The organism is Nocardioides sp. BGA-UO-ETr-FS32 (assembly GCF_059567905.1).
On record NZ_JCAQOX010000017.1, the window covers coordinates 774,086 to 794,547 of the forward strand.

The window sequence follows — 20,462 nt, forward strand, 5'->3', positions numbered from 1 at the left end:
ACCAGTGGTCTAGTCCAAGCGTCCGGACAACTCCAGCCCACGATGGTTGCGGCCTCGCCGCGGCAGGTCTCGCCGGCAGCATCGGCGATCGGTGACCAGCAGGTCGACGGTGGCCGCGTCCAGTCACCGAGCGCTCGCAGGAGAACGACAGGTCTCAAGCGATGGAGCGGTGTGCGACCCGGACTTCTGTCCGTGAGGGCAGCGGCCCAGCGACAAGCGTCATGTGTCGATCGTGGGTCGGTGCGGGACGGCGGCCGTGATCATGGCGAGGGCGAGGAACGAGTAGTAGTACAGCGCGACCCAGAGCCCGCGGGGTGTGGTGACGCCGAGGTCGGGTCCGGCGAAGGACTCGACGGTCAGCGCCCAGATCGGGATGGCGGTGAGGGCCAGCGCGCCGCAGGCGAGCCTGCCCCATCGAGGGCCACGTCCGGAGATGGCGTACCCGCCTGCCATGGCGTAGACGGGTACGCCGATCGCTCCACCTCCGAGGCCGTCCTCGAAGATCCCGAGCACCCCCAGCGGACCCTCGCTGAAGAGGACCGCCGCGAACAGCAGGGGCGAGAGGGCCAGCCAGCGCCAGCGGCGACGTCCACCCGTACGCCGGAGGTGCTCGGCCCACCCCAGGAGGAGCCCGATCACCAGGCCGGGCAGCAGGATGTAGCCGAACGTGCCCGACCAGCTGACGCTCGAGTCCTCCGGGACGATCTGCGCCATGAATCCGCGCAGACCGGCGGCCCACGCCAGGCCGAGCAGCCCACCGACGAGGACCAGCGCCAAGCCAGGGCTCCGGTCGGAAGCCGCCCGTACAGGCGCCTCTGCGGTCTGGATCGCCATCGACGTGCCTTCCCGGCCTAGGTGATCGGGGTGTTCGCCAGCGCGACGATCGTCCCGAGCGCCAACGCTGCGGCGACGGTCGGCATGAACCAACCCGGGCGGACCCGGGCGCGCCACAGCGACCAGACGGCGACCAATGCCAGCAGGATGCCGAACACGATGCTGCCGACGTGGGCGACGTCGGTCAGCGGCCGTGCCTCCTCGCAGACGGGTGGGCAGTAGATGATCGGGTAGCCGTTCGTCAGCGCCGACCAGCCGGCGCCGAGGATCCCGGCGCTGGCGACGCCGCCGCCGTTGCCGCGGGCGCCCGCCATGAAGGAGATCGCCCACCAGAGCTGGATGAGCGCGACGCCGAGGACCGTCGCCGCCTCGGACACGCTCAGCGTGCCGCGCAGGTCGAACAGACCGACGCCGAAGTCGAGGATGATGTGCAGCACGCTGAAGAACATCGTCGCCAGACCGACCCACAGCCACAGGGGCATCCGCCAGTCGCGGCCGGACCACTGCAGGCTCGACGCTTCCGGACTCGTCACAGCCGGACGATAGTCCCGTCCCATGCTCCGGACGGCTGCTGTTTCCGTTGCGGAAACAGCGGCTGCGTCAGGTCAGCGCCGACCGGGTGATCGAGTCCGTGAAGTCGGTCATCAGGTCGATCGCCGTCAGCAGCGCCGGCCGGTCGTCGCCGCTGCGCCGGTGCGCGTGGTACCAGCTGGCCGGAACGCCGATCAACCCCACCCGCTGGAGCTCGGGAGGGAGGTTCGCCGTGAGTGCCACCGGCACCACGGTCACCTCTCGACCGCGAAGGATGCGCTGGGCGACGTGAGCGGTGTTCGTGGCACTGATCGGCACCAACGTCGCCTCCTCGAGCGGACGTACGTCGGCGAGGATGAACGGCTGCATGTACTCGTCGGGCAGGTCAGGGCTGTAGATCATCGGGAGCCGCGCGAACTCGTGGACGTCCACCGCGCGCCTGAACGCCAGCGGATGCGTGGCGCCGACCAACCCGACCCGATGGATCTCCGAGAGCCGGGTCGAGGTCACCTCGGGACTGGCGGAGGGTCCGAACGTCAGGACCACGTCGACGTCGCCCGCGAGGAGGGCGGGGGTCAGCTCCGGGAACTCCGTTCGTACGGATTCGATGCCCACGTCGGGATGAGCGTGCTGCAGCGCCAGCTCGAGCGTTGCCAGCGCCTGCGGCATCAGTGGAGCCACGACACCGACGCCGGCCGGTACGGCAAGCCGCAGCGTCTCGACGGGCGCCCCCGTCGCGGCTGTCTTCGCGGCCTGGGCCGCTTGGACCAGCTGCGGGGCGAACTGCACGAAACGTCGACCGGCGGGGGTGAGTCCCGCGTAGCCGGCAGTGTCACGTTCGATCAGCGGGACACCCACCGAGGCCTCGAGCCTCTTGATGCGCTTGGTCAACGCGGACGCCGAGATCCCGAGCCTGTCGGCAGCGCGCCCGAAGTGCCGCGCGTCGGTGACGGCGATGAAGCTCTCGACGGCAGTCAGGTCGAGGTCCATACCCGGGATCGTCCCACCCGGCTCATCGGGCGTCCACGAAACCGCGTACGCCTCACCTACCGTGCTGGAGCCCGTTGACCAGGCACCGTCGGCGGCCGCTCGATCGGATCAGGCGCGGTAGGGCTTGTCCTCGTGCCGGGGGTCCGACCGGGGATATCCCGCCTTCGGCTCCAACCCGTCCGGTTGGGGTTCCTCGCCACCGGCGCTCTGCTCCGGCGGTGCATCTTCGGGGGTGTCGAGCTGGGTCGTGTCCCGCAGGCCGTCGGTTCCGACCTGACCCCTGCCGGTCGGACCGACGCGCTCGCTGCTCGAACCCATGCCGCCTGCTGCCCCCTCGGGGCCGGACGAGTTCGGCGTCGACCGACGCTCCTCGGTTGCGGGCTTGGCCGTCTTGTCGTCCGGGCTGGTCATGGACTCGTCCCCTCACTCGTGGATGGCTCTCCCATCCAGTTCCCCGGTCGATGATCGCCATGCACCCAGCACCCGGGACGGCATCGTGCACGGGCACAAGCGGTTGGCAAGGGGATCGCAAGCGGCGGTCGGCAGCCTGCTGCCATGAAGATCCCGAATCCGCGGCGAGGCGCAGCCACCCTCGTCCTCGCGCTGGCGCTGGTCGCGCCCACCCAGCCCATGTCGGCCATGGCTGTCGACTCAGCCCGCCCGAGGTGTGCCGGCTTCAAGGCCACCATCGTCGGCACCAACAAGTCCGAGACCATCAAGGGCACCGCCAAGCGTGACGTGATCGTCGCCCGCGGCGGGAAGGACAAGATCCGGGGCCGCGGCGGCCTCGACATCGTGTGCGGCGGCGGGGGCGACGACCGGATCATGTCCGGCGCGGGCACCGGTGGCCTGCTCTACGGGGAGGGAGGTGACGACGTGATCGTCGCCCAGGCCGACGGCATCGGGCTCTACGGCGGTCGAGGTGACGACGTCCTGACCACCACCACGGCCGGGACGCTGCTCGACGGGGGTGCTGGCGGCGACATGATCATCGGCAGCAAGCACGCGGACGTCATCGACGGTGGGGACGGCGACGACAGCATCGGTGCCGGCCCTGGCGACGACACTGACGTGCACGGCGGGCCGGGCAACGACACCGTCGACGGTGACGCCGGCAGCGACGTGCTCCACGGAGACGCCGGCAACGACACCGTGCTGACCGGCACCGGGGTCGGTGGGTTCGGCTACGGCGACGACGGCGACGACACCTTGACGACCGGCGACGCCGGCCAGGCGCTCTACGGCGGCGAGGGCAGCGACCTGCTCACTGCGAAGCACGCCGGGACGCTGCTGCAGGGCGACGCCGGCGCCGACTGGTTGAACGGCAGTGACCACCCGGACGCGATCGACGGCGGGGCGGGCGCGGACATGATCAACGGCGCCGGCGGTGACGACGTCGACCTCCGGGGCGGGCCCGACGGCGACATGTGCGACGGCGGCGCCGGCAGGGACCGCTGCGACGGAGGCTCGCCGGGCGGCCCCGCCAACTCGGCGGACGACGCCGACATCTGCGAGGCCGAGGTGAAGGTCTCGTGCCGCGACGGCGGGTTCCCGGACCGCTGGCAGCTGAAGGTCAGCGGGCACGAGGTGAGCGAGGGCGACTACTCCGGCGACACGTACGACTGGTCCATCACCATGACGGTGGTGCGCCACGGCGACCCGGCCACGAGCGCGATGTGGCGCTACGAGTCGGCGACGGGCAGCTACACCGGCTCGGGTTACTACGGCGACTGCTCCTTCACCGAGAGCGGCACCCTCGACCGCAACTGGTCGGCCGACTTCCTCCTGGCCCCGCACATGGACCAGTACTCCTTCGACGTCGTGGGCGCCGGCAACGGCACCAGGGCCGTCAGCTGTCCTGACCAGTCCTCCACCATGGGGGCATCGTTCGAGGCGTGGGGCGCGACCGGATGGGGCCCTGAAGGCTGGCCCTGGGACCGTACCCAGTCGGAGATCGTGGGCGACTGGCTCGACGACGACCCCGGCTTCAGCCGCCACATCCGGTGGGTGGTCTCACCGCTGGCCTGATCAGCCATGCTGACGGTCCCGTACCTCGCACACACCCAGGAGACACCGTGAAGCTTCTTCTCACCTCGGGCGGCGTGACGAACGCCAGCATCCGTGACGCGCTCGTCGAGCTCATCGGAAAGCCGGTCGAGGAGTCCACCGCGCTGTGCATCCCCACTGCGATGTACGGACACCCGATGGTCGGCCCGGGCGAGAGGGCGTGGCAGTTCATCAGCGGGACCTCCGAGAACCCGATGGTCGACCTGGGCTGGAGGTCCGTCGGAGTCCTCGAGCTCACCGCCCTGCCCAGCCTCGACGAGGAGCGTTGGGTGCCGCTGGTCCGGGAAGCTGATGCCCTGCTCGTCGCGGGCGGCGACGTCCTCTACCTCAGCCACTGGATGCGCGAGTCCGGGCTGGCGGACCTGCTGCCGTCGTTGAGCGAGACCGTCTGGGTGGGGCTCAGCGCGGGGAGCATGGTGATGACTCCCCACGTGGGCGACGACTTCATCCAGTGGCGACCGCCCAGCGGCGACGAGACCACCTTGGGTCTCGTCGACTTCTCGATCTGCCCCCACCTGGCAGCCGACGGCATGCCGGGCAACTCGATGGCCGATGCCGAGGAGTGGGCGGCCGGCGTCCCCAACGCGGCGTACGCGATGGACGACCAGACGGCGATCACCGTGGTCGACGGCGAGGTCGACGTCGTCTCCGAAGGGCAGTGGAGGCAGCTCCGGACCCTGACGTCCGGGACCGACCTCATCGAGGGATCGGCCGCTGACTGATGCTCCGGCTCAGTCCCGCGCCCGCGTGTGCCAGAGCCACGCGATGCCCGCGAACGGCAGGACCAGCGGCAGCCAGCCGTATCCCGCGCCGTACGCCGACCACACCGTCGCATCGGGGAAGAGCTCCGGGTCGAGCACGGTCAGCGTGCCCACGGTGAGCACGCCGACGAGCTCGAAGACCACCGCCGCCCACGCCAGCCGGCGCGGGTCCGGCCCGACCTCCGCGAGGCCGAGCGTGGCAGCGACGTAGACGAGGGCGGCGACGGCCGAGAGGGCGTACGCGAGGGGTGCCTCGTCGGCCTTGGTGAGCAGCTGGACGAGGGAGCGGGCGGTCGCTGCGAGCGCGAAGACGCCGTAGACCGCGACGAGCGCGCGGCCCAGGCCCGAGGACGTGGAGGAGGAGGTGGCGGCGCGACTCACGAGCGCCACACCGCCAGCGCGCGTACGACGATGAAGGCCTGCGCCAGTCCGGCGATCAGGAGCACCGCCGTCGCCCCCCGGCTGCGTTCGGCAAGCGACCACGCGAACCCCATGGGCAGGAGCACGAGACCGGCCACCAGGTAGCCGAAGAACGTGATGAGCGCCGGACCGGACAGGTCGGCGCCTCCGACCTGGACGGCCGCGACCACGATCAGGACCAGGGTCGCGACCTCGATGACGGCGGCGAAGCCGAGCAGTCCCCAGTCGGGCGTGCGGTCGAGCACGACGTAGACCAGCACGACCGCGGCGAAGAGCAGCGAGGCGGCGAGGAGCGCGAGGGGCAGGGGTCCGTCCACGAAGGTCGATTGTCCCAGAGCGCATCTCACAGCACCGCCACAGGATCGTGTCAGGTCGCCGACAGGCACGGCCGCGACGCTCGGGGCACCCCAGACGACCGCCGCGCCTCGAAGGATCCCGATGAATCCCACCTACCTGCTCGCCACCGTCGACCTCGTCGCCGTGCTGGTGCTCGCCCTCGCCGTCTACTACCCCCGACACCGCCGCGCCGACCTCGTGACCGCGTTCGTCGCGGTCAACGTCGGCGTCCTCGCCGTCACGATCGTGCTGGCGAGCAGCGCCGCGACCGTCGGCCTCGGGCTCGGCCTCTTCGGCGTCCTGTCGATCATCCGGCTGCGCTCCGACGAGCTCGGCCAGCACGAGATCGCCTACTACTTCGCCGCCCTCGCCGTCGGCCTGCTCGGCGGCCTCGGCACCGGCGACGTGCCCCTGTCGATCGCGCTGATGGTCGGACTGGTCGTCGTGCTCGCCCTTGCCGACAGCCGGCTGCTGCACGCCACCGGGCTGCGGCAGGTCGTCGTCCTCGACTCGGCTGTCACCGACGAGCGCGAGCTCGTCACCCGCCTCGAGCTGCTCCTCGACGCGAAGGTCAACCGGGTCACGCCGATGCGGGTCGACCTGGTCAACGACACGACGACCGTCGAGGTGCACTACGCCGTCGCGCCGCGGCCGGCGATGCCGCGTGCCGAGCGCCACGACGCGGCGGTCACCCGATGAGCAACTTCGACCACCTCGACGCCGTCTCCCTCGCGGAGCTCAACGGCGCCGCGGAGCTGCTGACCCGCGTCGACCGCAAGTACGTCATCCCCGCAGGCGAGCTCGCCGCCGTGGTCACCGGGATCGACGGGCTGCGCGTGCTGGAGATCGACGGCCGGCGGACGTCCCGCTACGAGTCGACCTACCTCGACACCGTCGGCCTCGACAGCTGGACCGCAGCGGCCCACCGCCGGCGGCGCCGCTGGAAGGTCCGTACCCGGGCGTACGCCGACACCGGCGAGCGCTGGCTCGAGGTCAAGACCCGCGGCCCGCGCGGCACCACCGTCAAGGAGCGGCTGCGCCACGACGGGACCGAGGTCGCCGGAACCGCCGCCGAGTGGGTACGCGCCCGGCTCGCCGCGGCGTACGTGCCCGACGTCGACCCCTCCGGCCTGGTCGCGACGCTCCACACCGGCTACCGGCGTACGACCCTGATGCTCCCCTCCGACGGGGGCCGCGCCACCGTCGACCGCGACCTCCGCTGGGTCTCCGGCCACGGCACCGCCGAGGTCGGCGACGTGCTGGTCGTCGAGACCAAGTCGGGCAGCCACCGCCCCGGCCCGCTCGACCGGCGGCTGTGGGAGCTCGGCCACCGGCCCGTCCGGATCTCCAAGTACGGCACGGGGCTGGCGCTGCTGACCCCCGACCTCCAGCGCAACCGCTGGCACCGCGTCACCTCACGCCACCTCGCCGACCACCTCACCCTCCACGAAGGAGTCCTCGCATGAGCGACCAGCCAGCCCGCCCCGGCCACCAGCGCCTCGCCGTCCTCGCCGTCCTGGCGTCGCTCACGCTCGGCGGCTGCGCCGTCGGCACGTCCGACCGGGACGCCGGTTCGGCGACCGGTGTCGCGGCAGCAGCCCGGGACGTCGCCGACGGGGCGGGCGTCTGGGAGGCGAGCGAGGTGCACGAGATCTCCGTCGAGGTCGACGAGGACGCGGTCGCGGCGATGGTCGACACCTACCAGGAGACCGACGAGAAGGAGTGGCTCGAGGCCACCGTCACGATCGACGGGGAGGTCTTCGAACGCGCCGGCGTCCGGCTCAAGGGCAACTCCTCGCTCCGCGGCGTCGGCGACGACTCCGACCCGACGGACCTGCCCTGGCTGATCCGGCTCGACAAGCTCGTCGCCGACCAGTCGGTCGACGGCTGGAGCGAGCTCATCGTGCGCTCCAACAGCACCGAGACCGCGCTCAACGAGGCGCTCGCGCTCGACCTGCTCGCCGAGGCCGGGCTGGCCAGCGAGCACGCCGTCGCGTCGTCCTTCAGCGTCAACGGCGCCGACGCCCGGCTGCGGCTCGTCGTGCAGAACCTCGACGAGGAGTGGGAGGCCGAGAACTTCTCGACGGAGGGCCTGCTCTACAAGGCCGAGGCGGGTGGCGACTGGTCGTGGCGCGGCGACGACCCGGACGCGTACGCCGACGTCTTCGACCAGGAGACCGGCGACGACGACCTCACGCCGCTCATCGACTTCCTCGACTTCCTCAACAACAGCAGCGACGAGGACTTCGCCGCCGAGCTTCCCGAGCGCCTCGACGTGGAGGCCTTCGCGCGCTACCTCGCCTTCGAGGAGGTGGTCGACAACTTCGACGACATCGACGGCCCGGGCAACAACTCCTACCTGCGTTGGGACGCCGAGACCGGCGGTTTCACCGTCGTGGCGTGGGACCACAACCTCGCCTTCGGCAGTGCGCCTGGTGGGGGCGCGGGTGTGCCGGGCGGCGGCTTCCCGGGCGGGGACGGGGAGCGGCCGGAGCCTCCGGAGGGGATGCCGACCGAGATGCCGACTGACCTGCCCGAGGGCGAGCGGCCCGGCTTCGGCGAGGGCGGCCCCGGTGGCATGGGTGGACCGGGCGGGCGTACGAACGTGCTTGTCGAGCGCTTCACCGCGGTCGAGGAGTGGGCCGACCTCGTGGAGCAGGCGAAGGCCGACCTCACCGAGGAGCTCTACGACAGCGGGTACGCCGAGGAGGTCCGCGACCAGTGGGTGGAGGTCCTCACCGAGCAGGCCGGCGACCTCGTCGACGCCGACGTGGTGCAGGAGGAGGCCGACGCGATCCGGGAGAGGATCGCGGGCTGAGTCGGCGGGATCGGACCCGGCTTCGTGGCCGAGTTCCCTGCTTACAGGTAGAGATCTCTACCTGTAAGCAGGGCGGTCACCGGATATCCGGAGACTCCAGATCCGACCGCCCACCCCCCACCACCGGGAACTCCTCCATCGCGAGCAGCTCCAGGAAGCCGGCCGGAGGCCGCCCCGACTCGCATGGTGATGACCGTGGCGACTGCGGCACCGGGCTAGGACGAGTGCACTACGCGGTCCTACCCGAATGGGCTATGGCAGACACGGAGACTGCGGTGGGACGGTCGATCCAACGTTTCCATCTCGGGGGAGATTCGCCATGAAGCGCAGCGCTGTCCGACGTTCGTCCATCTTCGGTCTGGCCGCATCGGTCGTCCTCATCGGGGCCGCGGTCGCGCCGGCGTCCTCGGTCCCGGATCCGGGCGACCCGGTGCCCACCCTCGACCTCGTCTTCCTGATGGACGGCTCCGGGTCGATCGACAGCAACGACTGGACCCTGCAGAAGCAGGGCTACGCGGCCGCTCTGGCAGACGAGCAGAACTTCCCCCTCGACGGCACTGTCGCCGTGAGCGTGATCCAGTGGTCCTCCAACGGGTGGGACGAGTCCACCCGGACCGAGGTCCCGCTGACGACCCTCGAAGACCGGACTGACGTCCAGGCCGTGACCGACACGATCCTGGGCATCCAGCAGATGGGCAGCTCCACCAACCCGGGCGACGCGGTGAGAGCGGGTGCCGACCAGCTGCTGGCCAGTGGACGGCCGGGCAGCGAGTGGGTCCTGTGCATGTCCACGGACGGTGAGGAGAACTCGGGCGAGTACCTCCCTGCGGCAGTGGCGTACGCCGAGGACAGCGGGGTCGACAAGTACTCCGTCGTGGCGATCGAGGACCCGCCGTACTTCGACGCTGCGGCCGCCCAGCGCGCCTACGGCCCCCACGTCTTCGGTGGCGGCACCGTGACGGTCAGCCGGACCACCACCGAGTTCACCTCGCTGATCGGTGGGTGCGCCAACGACGCCATGCGAGTGCGTGCGGTCGAGGTCAACCAGGCCTTGCAGGACTGGGACAACAATCACCCGCTCATCGAGGCCAAGCCCACGATGGTCCGCGCGTTCGTCGAGACGCCCGACGGGAGCACGGCGCGGGTCAACGGTCGTCTCCGCGGCGTCCGCGACGGCGTCGAGCTCCCCGGCAGCCCCCTCACTGCGACCAACGGCGAGAACGGCGTGGTGGTCGACGGTGACGCCGTCGACGAGCGGAGCGACCTCGACCGGAGCCTCAACTTCGTGCTGCCCTCGGAGTGGACGCGCCACACCGGCGTCGGCATCGAGCTGACCCTGGAGCTGCCCGGAGGCGCCGCCTGCATCGACGAGACCGGAGCGACGATCACCTGTGGGACCTTCGTCTACTTCCAGGACGCCAGGTGGGCCGGCGACTTCAGCTACCGCGCCATCACCTGGCCGGGAGCACCCGACACCGACTGGGCCGCGCTCGACGAGCAGCACCGCCGCGTGGTGGCGCAGTTCCCCACGGTCGGCTGGCGCGCGGACTTCACCGAGCTCGAGCTGGACGCCCGTCCCGCAGGCGACAGCAACGCGCTGTCCGACGTGAACGAAGCGCTCAACACGGCCCGAGAGATCGAGGGAGCGTCCGACGGCAACCGCTGGTACGGCGTCATCCATGGCACCGACGGTGGAGGCCTGGCCTCGGGCCGGGTCTCGTCCGGCTGGGACGGCGGCCTCACCGAGGCCGACGACGCCGGCTATGCCCGCAACCGGGTCGTCCACGAGATCGGCCACTCGCTCGGCATGCACCACTCCGTCAACGCGGACCAGAACGGCTACGACGAGTTCCTGTTCTGGAACACCGCGAAGCGCGGCTGGTGCGGCGAGGTGGCCGACACCGACGCTCCCGAGTGGCCCCACTGGATCGACGTCGGCTCTGACCGCCGCGCCGCGATCGGGTCGGTGGGCGACGTGCAGACCGAGGTGTGGGGGCTCGACACCCGGTTGGCGGACGTCGCCCCGGCGCTGGCCGTCGTGGAGCCACAGGCGACGTTCGCCCTGATGTCGTACTGCGTCGGTGCCGGGCAGTCCCGGTGGATCGGGATCCCCGACTACCAGCACCTCCTCTACGAGGACCGGTCGCCGATCAACGACGGCGACCGCGACGTCGTCGCGGGATCGGGCTTGGTCCTGCGCGGGACCCTGCGCGCCGACGGCGCCGAGGGCGGGTTCGCGCCCGCACTGCTCGTCGACCGTGCCCCGACCACGGACGACCCGGAGGGCAGCCACCTGCTGGAGCTGCTCGACGCCTCCGGTGCCGTTCTGCACTCCGTCCGCTTCACGCCGGTCCACTCCGACCAGGACACCGTCCCGGGACAATCCGTGACTGCCGCGTCCGACAGCCTCTTCAACGTGGTGGTCCCGGCCGGCCTCGTCGGGGCGGCGCAGGCACGGATCACGCAGGGCGCATCGGTGGTGGCGACGACGGAGGCGAGCCCCTCGACCCCGACGCTGTCGCTCGTCGACCGGCCCGGTGGGGACGCGTCGCACGTGACCTTCAGCTGGTCGGCGCAGGACGCGGACGGCCCCGAGCCGCGCAGCACGGTCCTCTACAGCCCCGACGACGGAGCGCACTGGCAGGTGGTCGGCATCGACCTCACCGGCCAGTCGGTCACCGCGGCACGGCGCGGCCTGCCCGGCGGCACCAGCGCCCGGTTCCGGGTGATCACCAGTGACGGGCTCAACGTGGTGACGCGCACCTCGTCCCCGTTCTCACTCCCCGACCTGGCTCCGTCCGTCACCATCACCAGCCCGTCGGACGCGACGACCGTCGTGGGCGCCCAGACCGTCACCTTCTCGGGGACGGCGGAGGACGTCGAGGACGGCACGCTGGCTGAGACGACGATGCGCTGGTCCTCCAGCCTGGATGGAGACCTCGGCACCGGCAGCCTGGTCACCCGACGCGCCGACACCCTCACCGCAGGCACGCACACGATCACGCTGACGGCGACGGACTCCGGCGGCAACGTCTCGACCGCCACCGTCCAGCTCGTCGTGACGAGGGTCGGCACGCCGCCTCCTGGGCCGGGGAGCGACGTCGACTTCGGCGGCTTCACCGAGCCGGTCGCTGACGGGACGCGCGCCCAGGCGGGTTCGACGATCCCCCTCAAGTGGTCGCTCAGCGGACCCGACGCCGAGGATGCGGTCGCCTCCGCCCGGTTCGTGGCGGACGGCGCGACCTACGCCATCACGCGCTCGGGCCTCGTCTGGCACGTCAACGCCAAGACCCCCAAGGCGTGGTCGGGGACGACGCACACCTTCCGTGTGACGTTGGTCGATGGGACGGTGTACGACGTGGAGGTGGCGTTCGCGTGAGGCAGCGGACCGGGGTGCGCGCACTGTTGCCGGCCCTGGTCGTCGTCCTGGTCGCGGGGTGCGGCCAGGACGGACCCCCCGCGGGGCCTGGCGGGAGCGACGGTCCTGCGGGGTCGGCCCGACTGGTCGACGACACAGGTCGCCCGGAGGTGCCGGACGGCGGTGGGTGGGTGGCGCTCGTCCCAGCCGACCGGATCGCCGACCTGTGGGAGGCGGCCGGGACCGACCCGGGGGATGACCTCACCTATGCGTCGGTGCCGCTGACGAAGGACCAGGTGGAGGCGGTCGGCGGCCTGGCGCGACCCGTGTCCGGGACCGGCGACTTCGAGCTGGGGCTCACCGGCCCGGTGGTCGTCTGCCGTGTCCCCGGGGAGGGCGAGGCCTCCTCCACCCGCGGGTGCGCCGAGGTGGAGCTCACCGCCGACTCACGCCTGCAGATCACCTGGGGCGAGGCGGGTCTGCGGGTCGTCAGCTGACGATGCCGCGGACGTCGCCGACAACCGGGAACTCCTTCATCGCGTGGTCGGCGATCTTCTTCATCATGAAGCCGTCGATCCCGCCACCGACGATCCCGCCGGCGAAGGGGACGCCGCGGCCGAGCCGGGAGAGCAGCTTCTCGCTGATCCCGCGCATCAGCCGGAAGCCGACCGCCTTGTTGACCATCATCAGCGCCGCGGGCGGCAGGCCCTTGAGTGCGTACGAGGTCGCCGCGCTGCCGGCCGAGGTCATCCCTGCCTTCTTGAGCACCTCCTCGGCGTCGGAGCCGACGAGGGTCAGCAGGATCGCGGAGCGTACGCGGGGCTCGTCGACGTCGTAGCCGCGGAGGACCGCGATGCCGCCGACCATCCGGACGGCCTGGAGGTAGAACCCGGCGACGTTGACCGGCAGCGACACCGGCATGGTGACGAAGCCGCCGAGGCCGGTGACGAACCCGCCGGCGCCGCCGGTGAGGGTGCTGCGCCGGGCCAGCGCGGCGATCGCCTTCTCGCGATCGCCGCCTGCCTTGCGCAGCGCCTCGTCGGCGACGCCCCGCACCGGGCTCAGCGGTCCGCGCCCGTCGAGGCCGACGTCGAGGAGCATGTCGACCAGCCGGTCGATCGCCCCCGGGTCGGGCCGCGGGTCCTCGGCCGCCTCGAGGGCGGACTTGGTCGTGGCGGCCTCGGAGCGGCCGGAGGTGAGGAGGTCCTTGAGTCCCATGCGACAAACACTACGAACACAAGGGTGAGACACACGTCACACCCTCCTAGCGTCAGGGCATCCGGGCGCACTCGGTCGCCCGCACCCCCCACCGGAGGCTCGTCATGACCCACCGCCCACGCCTCGCCCGCGCCGTCGTCGCGGCCGGCGCCGCCGTCCTCACCGGAGCGCTGCTCGCGCCGGTGCCCGCCATGGCCGACACCGCACCCACGCCCGCGGCCTGCCCGGCTGGCGTCGCCGACGTGGCCGACTGCTGGACCGGCCAGGACGCCAACGGCGCCTACTACGCCATCGCCGTCCCGCACGACTGGAACGGCGACCTCGTCGTTCACACGCACGGCGGCCCCAGCCTCACCGCGGGCTCCGACCCCGAGCGCAGCGTCGGGGACCTCGACCGGTGGGCCGTCATGGCCCGCGAGGGCTACGCCTGGGTGGGCTCGGCCTACCGCCGCGGCGGCTACGGCACCCGGATGGCGGTCGCCGACACCGAGAGCGCCCGCGAGGTCTTCGAGGACACCTTCGGCGTGCCCGGCCGGACGTACGCCCACGGGCAGTCGTGGGGCGGCGACGTCGCCGCCAAACTGGTCGAGGTGCACCCGACGACGTACGACGGGGTCCTGCTCACCAACGGCATCCTCTCCGGCGCCTCCCGCGGCTACGACTACCGCGTCGACCTGCGGGTGGTCTACCAGTACTACTGCGGCAACCACCCACGACCGACCGAGCCGCAGTACCCCCTCTGGATGGGCCTCCGGAAGGACTCCACGATGACGTCGGCCGGGCTGCGCTCGCGCCTGCAGGAGTGCACCGGCTACCAGTCCGAGCCCGCCGAGCGTACGGCGCTCCAGCAGCGCAACCTCGACGACATCCTCGCCGTGACGAAGGTGCCCGAGCGCACGTTGGAGTCGCACCTGCGCTTCGCCACCTTCACCTTCCGCGACATCGTGCACCACCGCCTCGACGGCCGGAACCCGTTCAGCAACGAGGGCGTGACCTACTCCGGCAGCCACGACGACGAGGCACTCAACGAGGGCGTCGAGCGCTTCTCCGCCGACCCGACCGCCAGGCGCGACCTCACGTGGGACAGCGACCTCACCGGCGCCGTACGCATCCCGACGGTCACCCTGCACGCGATCGACGACCCGACCGTCTTCATCGAGCACGAGTCGGCCTACCGCGCGACCCGCGAGGGGGCCGGGACCGCGGACGACCTCGTGCAGGTCTTCACCGCCGAGTCCGAGCACAGCTCGTTGAGCAACAGCGGGTACGCCGCGGCGATGGACGCGCTGGCCACGTGGACCGAGACCGGTGCGAAGCCGACCCCGGCGGGTGTCGCCGCGGCCTGCCCCGGCTTCGACGCGACGTACGGCACCGGCTGCTTCGTCGACCCGACCTTCACCCCCGCGCCGTACGCCGACCGCGTCGAGCCGCGACCGGGCGGGTACCGCTGGCCCACGATGACGGCGGCGCAGGAGCGGGCCTGGTCGCGCATCCCCGGCATCGGGATCGAGCCGTGACCCGTGGCTGATCGCGTGGGCACCGTCACGGCTGGACCTACGATGTGCCGGTGCTGACGCGTCCCCGCCGCCGCGAGCAGTCCGTGGCGCGCCAGGTGCTGGTGCTGCAGCTCATCGCAGTGCTGGTCCTGGTGGTCACGGCGCTCGCCCTCGCGACGTACGACGCGCGCACCGACATCCGGGCCAGCGCCCGGGACGAGGCGGTGTCGGTCGCGAGGGCCGTGGCGCGCTCGCCGGTGGTGCACGAGGCGGTCGACACCGAGGACCCCTCGTCGCTGCTCCAGCCCTTCGCCGAGGCGGTGCGCGTCGACACGGGCGTCGACTTCGTCGTGATCATGGACCCTGACCGCACCCGCTGGTCGCACCCCAGCCCGGAGCAGCTGGGCAAGACGTTCATCGGCAACCTCGGCGGCGCGCTCGAGGGTGAGGTCTACACCGAGGAGTACGTCGGCACGCTCGGGCCGTCGATCCGCGCGATCGTGCCGGTCGTCGGGGCGGGCGGCGCGAGCGGCGCGAGCGCCGCCGCCGGCTCGCCGGTGGTCGCGCTGGTCGCGGTGGGCATCACCCTCACCCAGCTCGACGACCTGCTGGTCGACGAGTTCTGGGACATCGTCGTCGCCGCACTGGCTGTGCTGCTCGTGGGCATCGTGGGCGCCGGGCTGATCGCCCAGCGGCTGCAGCGGCAGACCCACGGCATGGGAGAGCGCGAGATCACCCGGATGTACGAGTACTACAGCGCCGTCCTGCACGCGGTCCGCGAGGGACTTCTGCTCATCGACCTCGAGGGGCGGGTGCAGCTGGTCAACGACGAGGCGCGCCGGCTGCTGAGCCTGCCCGACGACGTCGTCGGCCGCTCCCTCGACGACCTCGGCCTCCCGCCCGCCCTGGTCCAGGCGGCTGCGGGCGAACGCGGCGCCGACGAGGTCTACGTCACCGGCGACCACGTCCTCGTCGCCAGCTCGAGCGCCGCCTTCTGGGACGGCAAGGAGGTCGGCGCGGTCGTCACGCTCCGCGACCACACCGAGCTGCAGGCCGTCACGGGCGAGCTCGACACCGTACGGGGGCTCACCGAGTCGTTGCGCGCGCAGACCCACGAGGCGGCCAACCGGCTGCACACCGTGGTGTCGCTCATCGAGATGGGCCGCCCGGACGACGCGGTCGACTTCGTCACCGACGAGCTCAAGGTCGCCCAGATGCTCACCGACCGGGTGGTCGGCGCGGTGGGGGACCCGGTCGTCGCGGCCCTCCTGCTCGGCAAGTCCGCGGAGGCCGCCGAGCGCGGCATCTCGCTCACCGTCACCGGCGAGCTGCCCGCCTCCTTCGACGTCGGCTCGCCACGCGACCTCGTCACCGTGCTGGGCAACCTCGTCGACAACGCCATCGACGCGGTCGCCGGGAGCGCCGAGAAGCGGATCGTGGTGCACCTCGAGGGCTCGCCGACCCACGCCCGGCTGGTGGTCGGGGACAGCGGACCCGGGCTGACGCCCGAGGAGGCCGCCCACGCGCTGGAGCGCGGCTGGACCACCAAGGCCGACGCCGGCGACCTGCACGGCGTGGGCCTGGCCCTCGTCTCGCAGGTGGCTCGCCGCCTCGGCGGCGGGGTCACCATCGGCAGGTCGGACCTCGGCGGCGCCGAGCTCGTCGTGGTGCTGGGGGAGCAGCCGTGAACGACTCCACGAGCAACGTCCGGGTCCTCGTCGTCGAGGACGAGCCGCTCGTCGCCGAGGCGCACGCCGCGTACACCAGCCGCGTCGCCGGCTTCGAGGTCGTCGGTGTCGCGCACTCCGCGACCGAGGCCGCGCGCATGCTGGGCGAGCGCGAGGTCGACCTCGTCCTGCTCGACATGTACCTCCCCGACGGCCACGGCCTCGGCCTGCTCCGCAACCTGCGGGCCGGCGGTGCGCTCGTCGACGTGATCGCGGTGACCTCGGCCCGCGACGCCGAGATGGTGCGCCGGGCCGTCGCGCACGGCGTCGTGCTCTACCTGATCAAGCCGTTCACGTTCCCGATGTTCCGGGCCAAGCTCGAGCAGTACGCCGACTACCGCCGTCAGCTCGGCGCCGCGCCCGACGAGGTGGTGCAGGACGAGGTCGATCGGATGCTCGGCTCGCTGCGGGTGGCGACCTCCGACGGTGCGTTGCCCAAGGGCCTGACCGCCGACCGACTGCACGAGGCGATCGACCACCTGCGTACGCCGCCGGGGGTGCTGTCCGCGCGCGAGCTCGCGGAGAGGCTCGACAGCTCGCGGGTCACGGCCCGGCGCTACCTCGAGCACCTCGCCGACGTCGGACTGGTGACGCGGGCGCTGCGCTACGGCGGCAGCGGGCGGCCTGAGGTGGAGTACCGCTGGCAGCAGTCCAGCCCCGGCCGTACGCCCTCGAGCGGTGAGTGAGGCACCTTTTCGGCGTCCGGAACCTGTCTCACTCACCGCTGCCCGGTCGGGCGGTGCGTGAGGCACCTTTTCGGCGTCCGGAACGTGTCTCACTCACCGCCAGCCGGCGCGGCGTACGGCGACACGCAGACGAGCGGTGCGCCAGCCACCTTCCCGACGTACGGGATGTGGCTGGCGCACCGCTCGAGGCACCGCCCGAGGCTCAGTCGTCCTCGCCCTGGAAGACCTCTTCGCGCTTCTTGCGTACGGAGGGCAGCAGCGCGACCACGATGATGATCGCCGCCAGCAGCAGCAGCGACGCCGAGATCGGCCGGGTCACGAAGACCGAGGGGTCGCCCCGGCTGATGATCATGGCCCGGCGGAGGTTCTCCTCGAGCAGCGGCCCGAGCACGAAGCCGAGCAGCAGCGGCGCGGCCTCGCAGCCCCAGCGGATGAGGAAGTAGCCCAGCAGGCCCACCCCGGCGATCGCGAACACGTCCCACGCGTTGAGCCCGATCGAGTAGCAGCCGATCGACGCGAACGCGATGATCGCCGGGAACAGCACGTTGTAGGGCACCGTCAGCATCCGCACCCAGATGCCGATGAGCGGCAGGTTGAGGAGCACCAGCAGCAGGTTGCCGACCCACATCGAGGCGATCAGGCCCCACACCAGCTCGGGCTCCTGCTCGATCACCTGCGGCCCGGGCACGATGCCCTGGATGATGAAGGCGCCGACGAGCAGCGCCATCACCGGGTGGGTCGGCAGGCCGAGCGAGAGCAGCGGGATGAACGACGTCTGCGCCGCCGCGTTGTTGGCCGACTCAGGCGCCGCGACGCCCTCGATGACCCCCGTGCCGAACTTCTTCGGATTCTTCGACAGCCGCTTCTCCAGTGAGTACGAGGTGAAGCTCGCCAGCACGTGGCCGCCGCCCGGCAGCACGCCCAGCGCGGAGCCCAGCACGGTCCCACGCAGGACCGGCATCCGGATGCGACGGAAGTCCTCCCGGGTCAGCCACAGGCCCTCGACCTTGCGGGTCACCAGCTCCGAACGGTGCTGGCTCTCGAGGTTGCGGATGATCTCCGCCAGGCCGAACAGGCCCACTGCGAGCGACACGAAGTCCAACCCGCCGTAGAGCTCGCGCACCCCGAAGGTGAAGCGCGGGACGCCGGTGAACTGGTCCTGGCCGATCGTGCCGAGCAGCAGGCCCAGCACGATCATCGCCAGCGCCTTGACCGTCGACCCGCTCGCCAACGCGATGGAGGCGATGAGGCCCACCACCACGATGGAGAAGAAGTCCGCGGGTCCGAACTTCAGCGCCAGCTGTGCCAGGGGCGGCGCGAACATGGCGAGCACGACGGTGGCGACCGTGCCGGCGAAGAACGAGCCGAGCGCGGCCGTCGCGAGCGCGGGGCCGGCCCGCCCCTGTTTGGCCATCTGGTGCCCGTCGAGCGCCGTCACCACCGAGGAGGACTCCCCGGGCAGGTTGAGGAGGATGGCCGTCGTCGACCCGCCGTACTGCGCCCCGTAGTAGATGCCGGCGAGCATGATCAGCGAAGCGATGGGGTCGAACTCGAAGGTGATCGGCAGCAGCAGGGCCACCGTCGCCGTCGGGCCGATGCCCGGGAGCACGCCGACGGCGGTGCCGAGGGTGACCCCGAGCAGGCAGATGAGGATGTTGCTCGGCTGGAGGGCCGTCTCCAGACCGAGGAGGATGCCGTCCACGTCAGCCTCCCAGCCAGTCGCCGAGCAGCGGCAGCTTCAGCTGGAGCGCCGCGACGAAGACGACCAGGCACAGCGCAGTGATGCCCGCCGCGGTCAGCGCCGCGCGCAGGGGCTTCACCTCGGGCGCGGCGAGGGCCGCCAGGAATGTCGTGACCAGCAAGGTCGGCCCCAGTCCGAGGCCCCCGACCGTGAAGCCGAAGAAGAGGATCGCCGTCACCAGGAGTCCGATCCGGAGCCACGGCACCGGCGGGCGTTCGACGTCGCGGATGGCGGGGTCGCCGCCGCGGAACGCCATGACCACGACGAGCACCCCGAGCACCACCAGGATGGTGCCGAGGGCGATCGGGACGTAGCCCGAGCCCATCCGCAGCGCGGAGCCGACGTCGTAGCGCGAGCCCCCGATCGCGAACGCCAGCCCGAGGACGATGAACGAGGCGCCCGCGAACAGGTCCGGCCGGAACGGGCCCGGGCGCGTCCCCGCGCCCGGCCCCGTACCCGTCTCGGTGCTCATCCGCCGGTGACTCCGGACTCCTCGATGATCGGCGTCCAGAGGTCGATCTGCTCCTCGAGCTTCGCGGTGTGGGCCTCGGGGGTCACGTCCTCGGCCGGGACGGGCGTGGTGCCGAGCGTGCCCATCTGGTCGATGACGTTCTGGTCCTCCAGCGCCACCTCGAGTGCCGCGGTGAGCTTCTCGACGATCTCGTCGGGGGTGTCGGCCGGGACGTAGAGCCCGTGCCAGACGCCCACCTCGACGTCCGGGAGGCCCGCCTCGGCGGTCGTCGGGAGGTCGGGCAGTGCCTCGACCGGCTCAGGCGTGGTGACGGCGTATCCCTTGATCTCGCCGGCCTGGATCTGCGAGGCGGTGTTGGTGGTCTGGTCGCACATGAAGTCCACCTGGCCGCCGACCAGGTCGGTCAGCGCCGGGCCGGTGCCGTCGTAGGGCACCTCCGTCAGGTCGACGCCCACCGCCTGCTCGATGAGCAGGCCGCACAGCTGCGACGCGGCACCGACGCCGGCGTTGGCGAGGGTCACCGTGTCGGCGTTCTCCTTGACGTAGGTGACGAGCTCCTCGAGCGTCTCGGGCTCGAAGTCGGGGCGCGCCACGATCGTCATCGGCACGTCGGTGACGAGGCCGACGGTCTTGAAGTCCTCGAGGGGGCTGTAGGAGAGGTCGGGGTAGAGCGCCGGCGCGGTCGACATGCCGATGTGGTGGATGAGCACCTCGTAGCCGTCGGCGTCCGCCTCGGCGACCTGGCCGCCCGCGATGGTGCCGCCGGCACCCTCGACGTTCTGCACGACGATGTCCGCGCCGAGCTCCTCGGCCATCGGCTCGGCGATCAGGCGGGCCACGGTGTCGGTCGGTCCGCCTGCGGAGAACGGCACGACCAGGGTGATCTCGTCCTCCGGGTAGGCAGCCGGGTCGGCGTCGCCGCCACCACAGGCGGCGAGCGAGAGCATCGTCAGACAGGCGAGCGAGGCGAGGGGGATGTGCCGGCGCATGGCGGGCTCCTTCTTCGG

At 71.7% G+C, this 20,462-nt stretch carries 20 protein-coding genes; 10 read left to right on the top strand and 10 right to left on the bottom strand.

Features of this window, described 5'->3' with window-relative positions; genetic code table 11:
- Positions 1 to 219: 219 nt before the first annotated feature.
- The 4 genes from AC57BS_RS23900 to AC57BS_RS23915 all read right to left on the bottom strand — a co-directional run bounded on the left by AC57BS_RS23900 (position 220) and on the right by AC57BS_RS23915 (position 2,766).
- The gene (locus tag AC57BS_RS23900) at positions 220 to 834 is read right to left on the bottom strand and encodes a hypothetical protein (protein WP_496413938.1); all 615 of its coding nucleotides are present in this window, start codon (positions 832 to 834) and stop codon (positions 220 to 222) included.
- Positions 835 to 851: 17 nt separating this feature from the next.
- Complete coding sequence (locus AC57BS_RS23905; RefSeq protein WP_496413939.1) at positions 852 to 1,367, bottom strand: hypothetical protein; 516 nt, start codon at positions 1,365 to 1,367, stop codon at positions 852 to 854.
- Between the two features lie 67 nt (positions 1,368 to 1,434).
- Complete coding sequence (locus AC57BS_RS23910; protein WP_496413940.1) at positions 1,435 to 2,355, bottom strand: LysR family transcriptional regulator; 921 nt, start codon at positions 2,353 to 2,355, stop codon at positions 1,435 to 1,437.
- Positions 2,356 to 2,463: 108 nt separating this feature from the next.
- Complete coding sequence (locus AC57BS_RS23915) at positions 2,464 to 2,766, bottom strand: hypothetical protein (RefSeq protein WP_496413941.1); 303 nt, start codon at positions 2,764 to 2,766, stop codon at positions 2,464 to 2,466.
- A gap of 144 nt (positions 2,767 to 2,910) precedes the next feature.
- On the opposite strand from AC57BS_RS23915, the gene AC57BS_RS23920 reads away from it, so the two are divergent.
- Together AC57BS_RS23920 and AC57BS_RS23925 are read left to right on the top strand one after the other, a co-directional pair.
- The gene (locus tag AC57BS_RS23920; RefSeq protein WP_496413942.1) at positions 2,911 to 4,383 is read left to right on the top strand and encodes a calcium-binding protein; all 1,473 of its coding nucleotides are present in this window, start codon (positions 2,911 to 2,913) and stop codon (positions 4,381 to 4,383) included.
- Positions 4,384 to 4,430: 47 nt separating this feature from the next.
- Positions 4,431 to 5,144: a Type 1 glutamine amidotransferase-like domain-containing protein gene (locus tag AC57BS_RS23925; protein ID WP_496413943.1), complete on the top strand. Its 714-nt coding sequence runs from the start codon at positions 4,431 to 4,433 to the stop codon at positions 5,142 to 5,144.
- Positions 5,145 to 5,153: 9 nt separating this feature from the next.
- Here the strand turns inward: AC57BS_RS23925 and AC57BS_RS23930 are convergent, their stop codons facing one another.
- Positions 5,154 to 5,564: a hypothetical protein gene (locus AC57BS_RS23930; protein ID WP_129453209.1), complete on the bottom strand. Its 411-nt coding sequence runs from the start codon at positions 5,562 to 5,564 to the stop codon at positions 5,154 to 5,156.
- Positions 5,561 to 5,920, bottom strand: coding sequence for a hypothetical protein (locus AC57BS_RS23935; protein WP_496413944.1), 360 nt, complete (start codon positions 5,918 to 5,920; stop codon positions 5,561 to 5,563). Before AC57BS_RS23935 ends, AC57BS_RS23930 begins: the two co-directional genes overlap by 4 nt.
- A 121-nt stretch (positions 5,921 to 6,041) precedes the next feature.
- Between AC57BS_RS23935 and AC57BS_RS23940 the strand changes: the two genes are divergently transcribed.
- The 5 genes from AC57BS_RS23940 (at position 6,042) to AC57BS_RS23960 (ending at position 12,612) form a co-directional block, all read left to right on the top strand.
- On the top strand, positions 6,042 to 6,638 hold the full coding sequence (locus AC57BS_RS23940; protein WP_496413945.1) for a DUF4956 domain-containing protein: 597 nt from the start codon (positions 6,042 to 6,044) through the stop codon (positions 6,636 to 6,638).
- Complete coding sequence (locus AC57BS_RS23945) at positions 6,635 to 7,405, top strand: VTC domain-containing protein (protein ID WP_496413946.1); 771 nt, start codon at positions 6,635 to 6,637, stop codon at positions 7,403 to 7,405. The genes AC57BS_RS23940 and AC57BS_RS23945 overlap by 4 nt, the downstream gene beginning before the upstream one ends.
- Positions 7,402 to 8,757: a CotH kinase family protein gene (locus AC57BS_RS23950; protein ID WP_496413947.1), complete on the top strand. Its 1,356-nt coding sequence runs from the start codon at positions 7,402 to 7,404 to the stop codon at positions 8,755 to 8,757. Before AC57BS_RS23945 ends, AC57BS_RS23950 begins: the two co-directional genes overlap by 4 nt.
- Positions 8,758 to 9,076: 319 nt before the next feature.
- Positions 9,077 to 12,136: a DUF1194 domain-containing protein gene (locus tag AC57BS_RS23955; RefSeq protein ID WP_496413948.1), complete on the top strand. Its 3,060-nt coding sequence runs from the start codon at positions 9,077 to 9,079 to the stop codon at positions 12,134 to 12,136.
- Complete coding sequence (locus AC57BS_RS23960; RefSeq protein WP_496413949.1) at positions 12,133 to 12,612, top strand: hypothetical protein; 480 nt, start codon at positions 12,133 to 12,135, stop codon at positions 12,610 to 12,612. Before AC57BS_RS23955 ends, AC57BS_RS23960 begins: the two co-directional genes overlap by 4 nt.
- On the opposite strand, the gene AC57BS_RS23965 is transcribed toward AC57BS_RS23960, so the two are convergent.
- Positions 12,605 to 13,333, bottom strand: a complete 729-nt coding sequence (locus tag AC57BS_RS23965) for an EcsC family protein (RefSeq protein WP_496413950.1) — start codon at positions 13,331 to 13,333, stop codon at positions 12,605 to 12,607. The genes AC57BS_RS23960 and AC57BS_RS23965 overlap by 8 nt on opposite strands.
- Positions 13,334 to 13,437: 104 nt before the next feature.
- On the opposite strand from AC57BS_RS23965, the gene AC57BS_RS23970 reads away from it, so the two are divergent.
- From AC57BS_RS23970 to AC57BS_RS23980, 3 genes are read left to right on the top strand one after another with little or no spacing between them, the layout of a single operon-like run.
- A complete protein-coding gene (locus AC57BS_RS23970) occupies positions 13,438 to 14,850 on the top strand; it encodes an alpha/beta hydrolase family protein (RefSeq protein ID WP_496413951.1) in 1,413 nt (470 codons plus the stop codon).
- A 50-nt stretch (positions 14,851 to 14,900) separates the two neighbouring features.
- Positions 14,901 to 16,517, top strand: a complete 1,617-nt coding sequence (locus AC57BS_RS23975) for a sensor histidine kinase (RefSeq protein ID WP_496413952.1) — start codon at positions 14,901 to 14,903, stop codon at positions 16,515 to 16,517.
- Positions 16,514 to 17,242 carry a response regulator gene (locus AC57BS_RS23980; protein WP_496413953.1) on the top strand — a complete coding sequence of 243 codons (729 nt, stop codon included), beginning with the start codon at positions 16,514 to 16,516 and terminating at the stop codon, positions 17,240 to 17,242. Before AC57BS_RS23975 ends, AC57BS_RS23980 begins: the two co-directional genes overlap by 4 nt.
- Before the next feature lie 202 nt (positions 17,243 to 17,444).
- Here AC57BS_RS23980 and AC57BS_RS23985 read toward each other — a convergent pair whose 3' ends face one another.
- From AC57BS_RS23985 to AC57BS_RS23995, 3 genes are read right to left on the bottom strand one after another with little or no spacing between them, the layout of a single operon-like run.
- Complete coding sequence (locus AC57BS_RS23985) at positions 17,445 to 18,944, bottom strand: tripartite tricarboxylate transporter permease (RefSeq protein ID WP_496413954.1); 1,500 nt, start codon at positions 18,942 to 18,944, stop codon at positions 17,445 to 17,447.
- A 1-nt stretch (position 18,945) separates the two neighbouring features.
- Positions 18,946 to 19,455, bottom strand: coding sequence for a tripartite tricarboxylate transporter TctB family protein (locus AC57BS_RS23990; RefSeq protein WP_496413955.1), 510 nt, complete (start codon positions 19,453 to 19,455; stop codon positions 18,946 to 18,948).
- Complete coding sequence (locus AC57BS_RS23995; protein ID WP_496413956.1) at positions 19,452 to 20,444, bottom strand: tripartite tricarboxylate transporter substrate-binding protein; 993 nt, start codon at positions 20,442 to 20,444, stop codon at positions 19,452 to 19,454. Before AC57BS_RS23995 ends, AC57BS_RS23990 begins: the two co-directional genes overlap by 4 nt.
- Between the last annotated feature and the right edge of the window lie 18 nt (positions 20,445 to 20,462).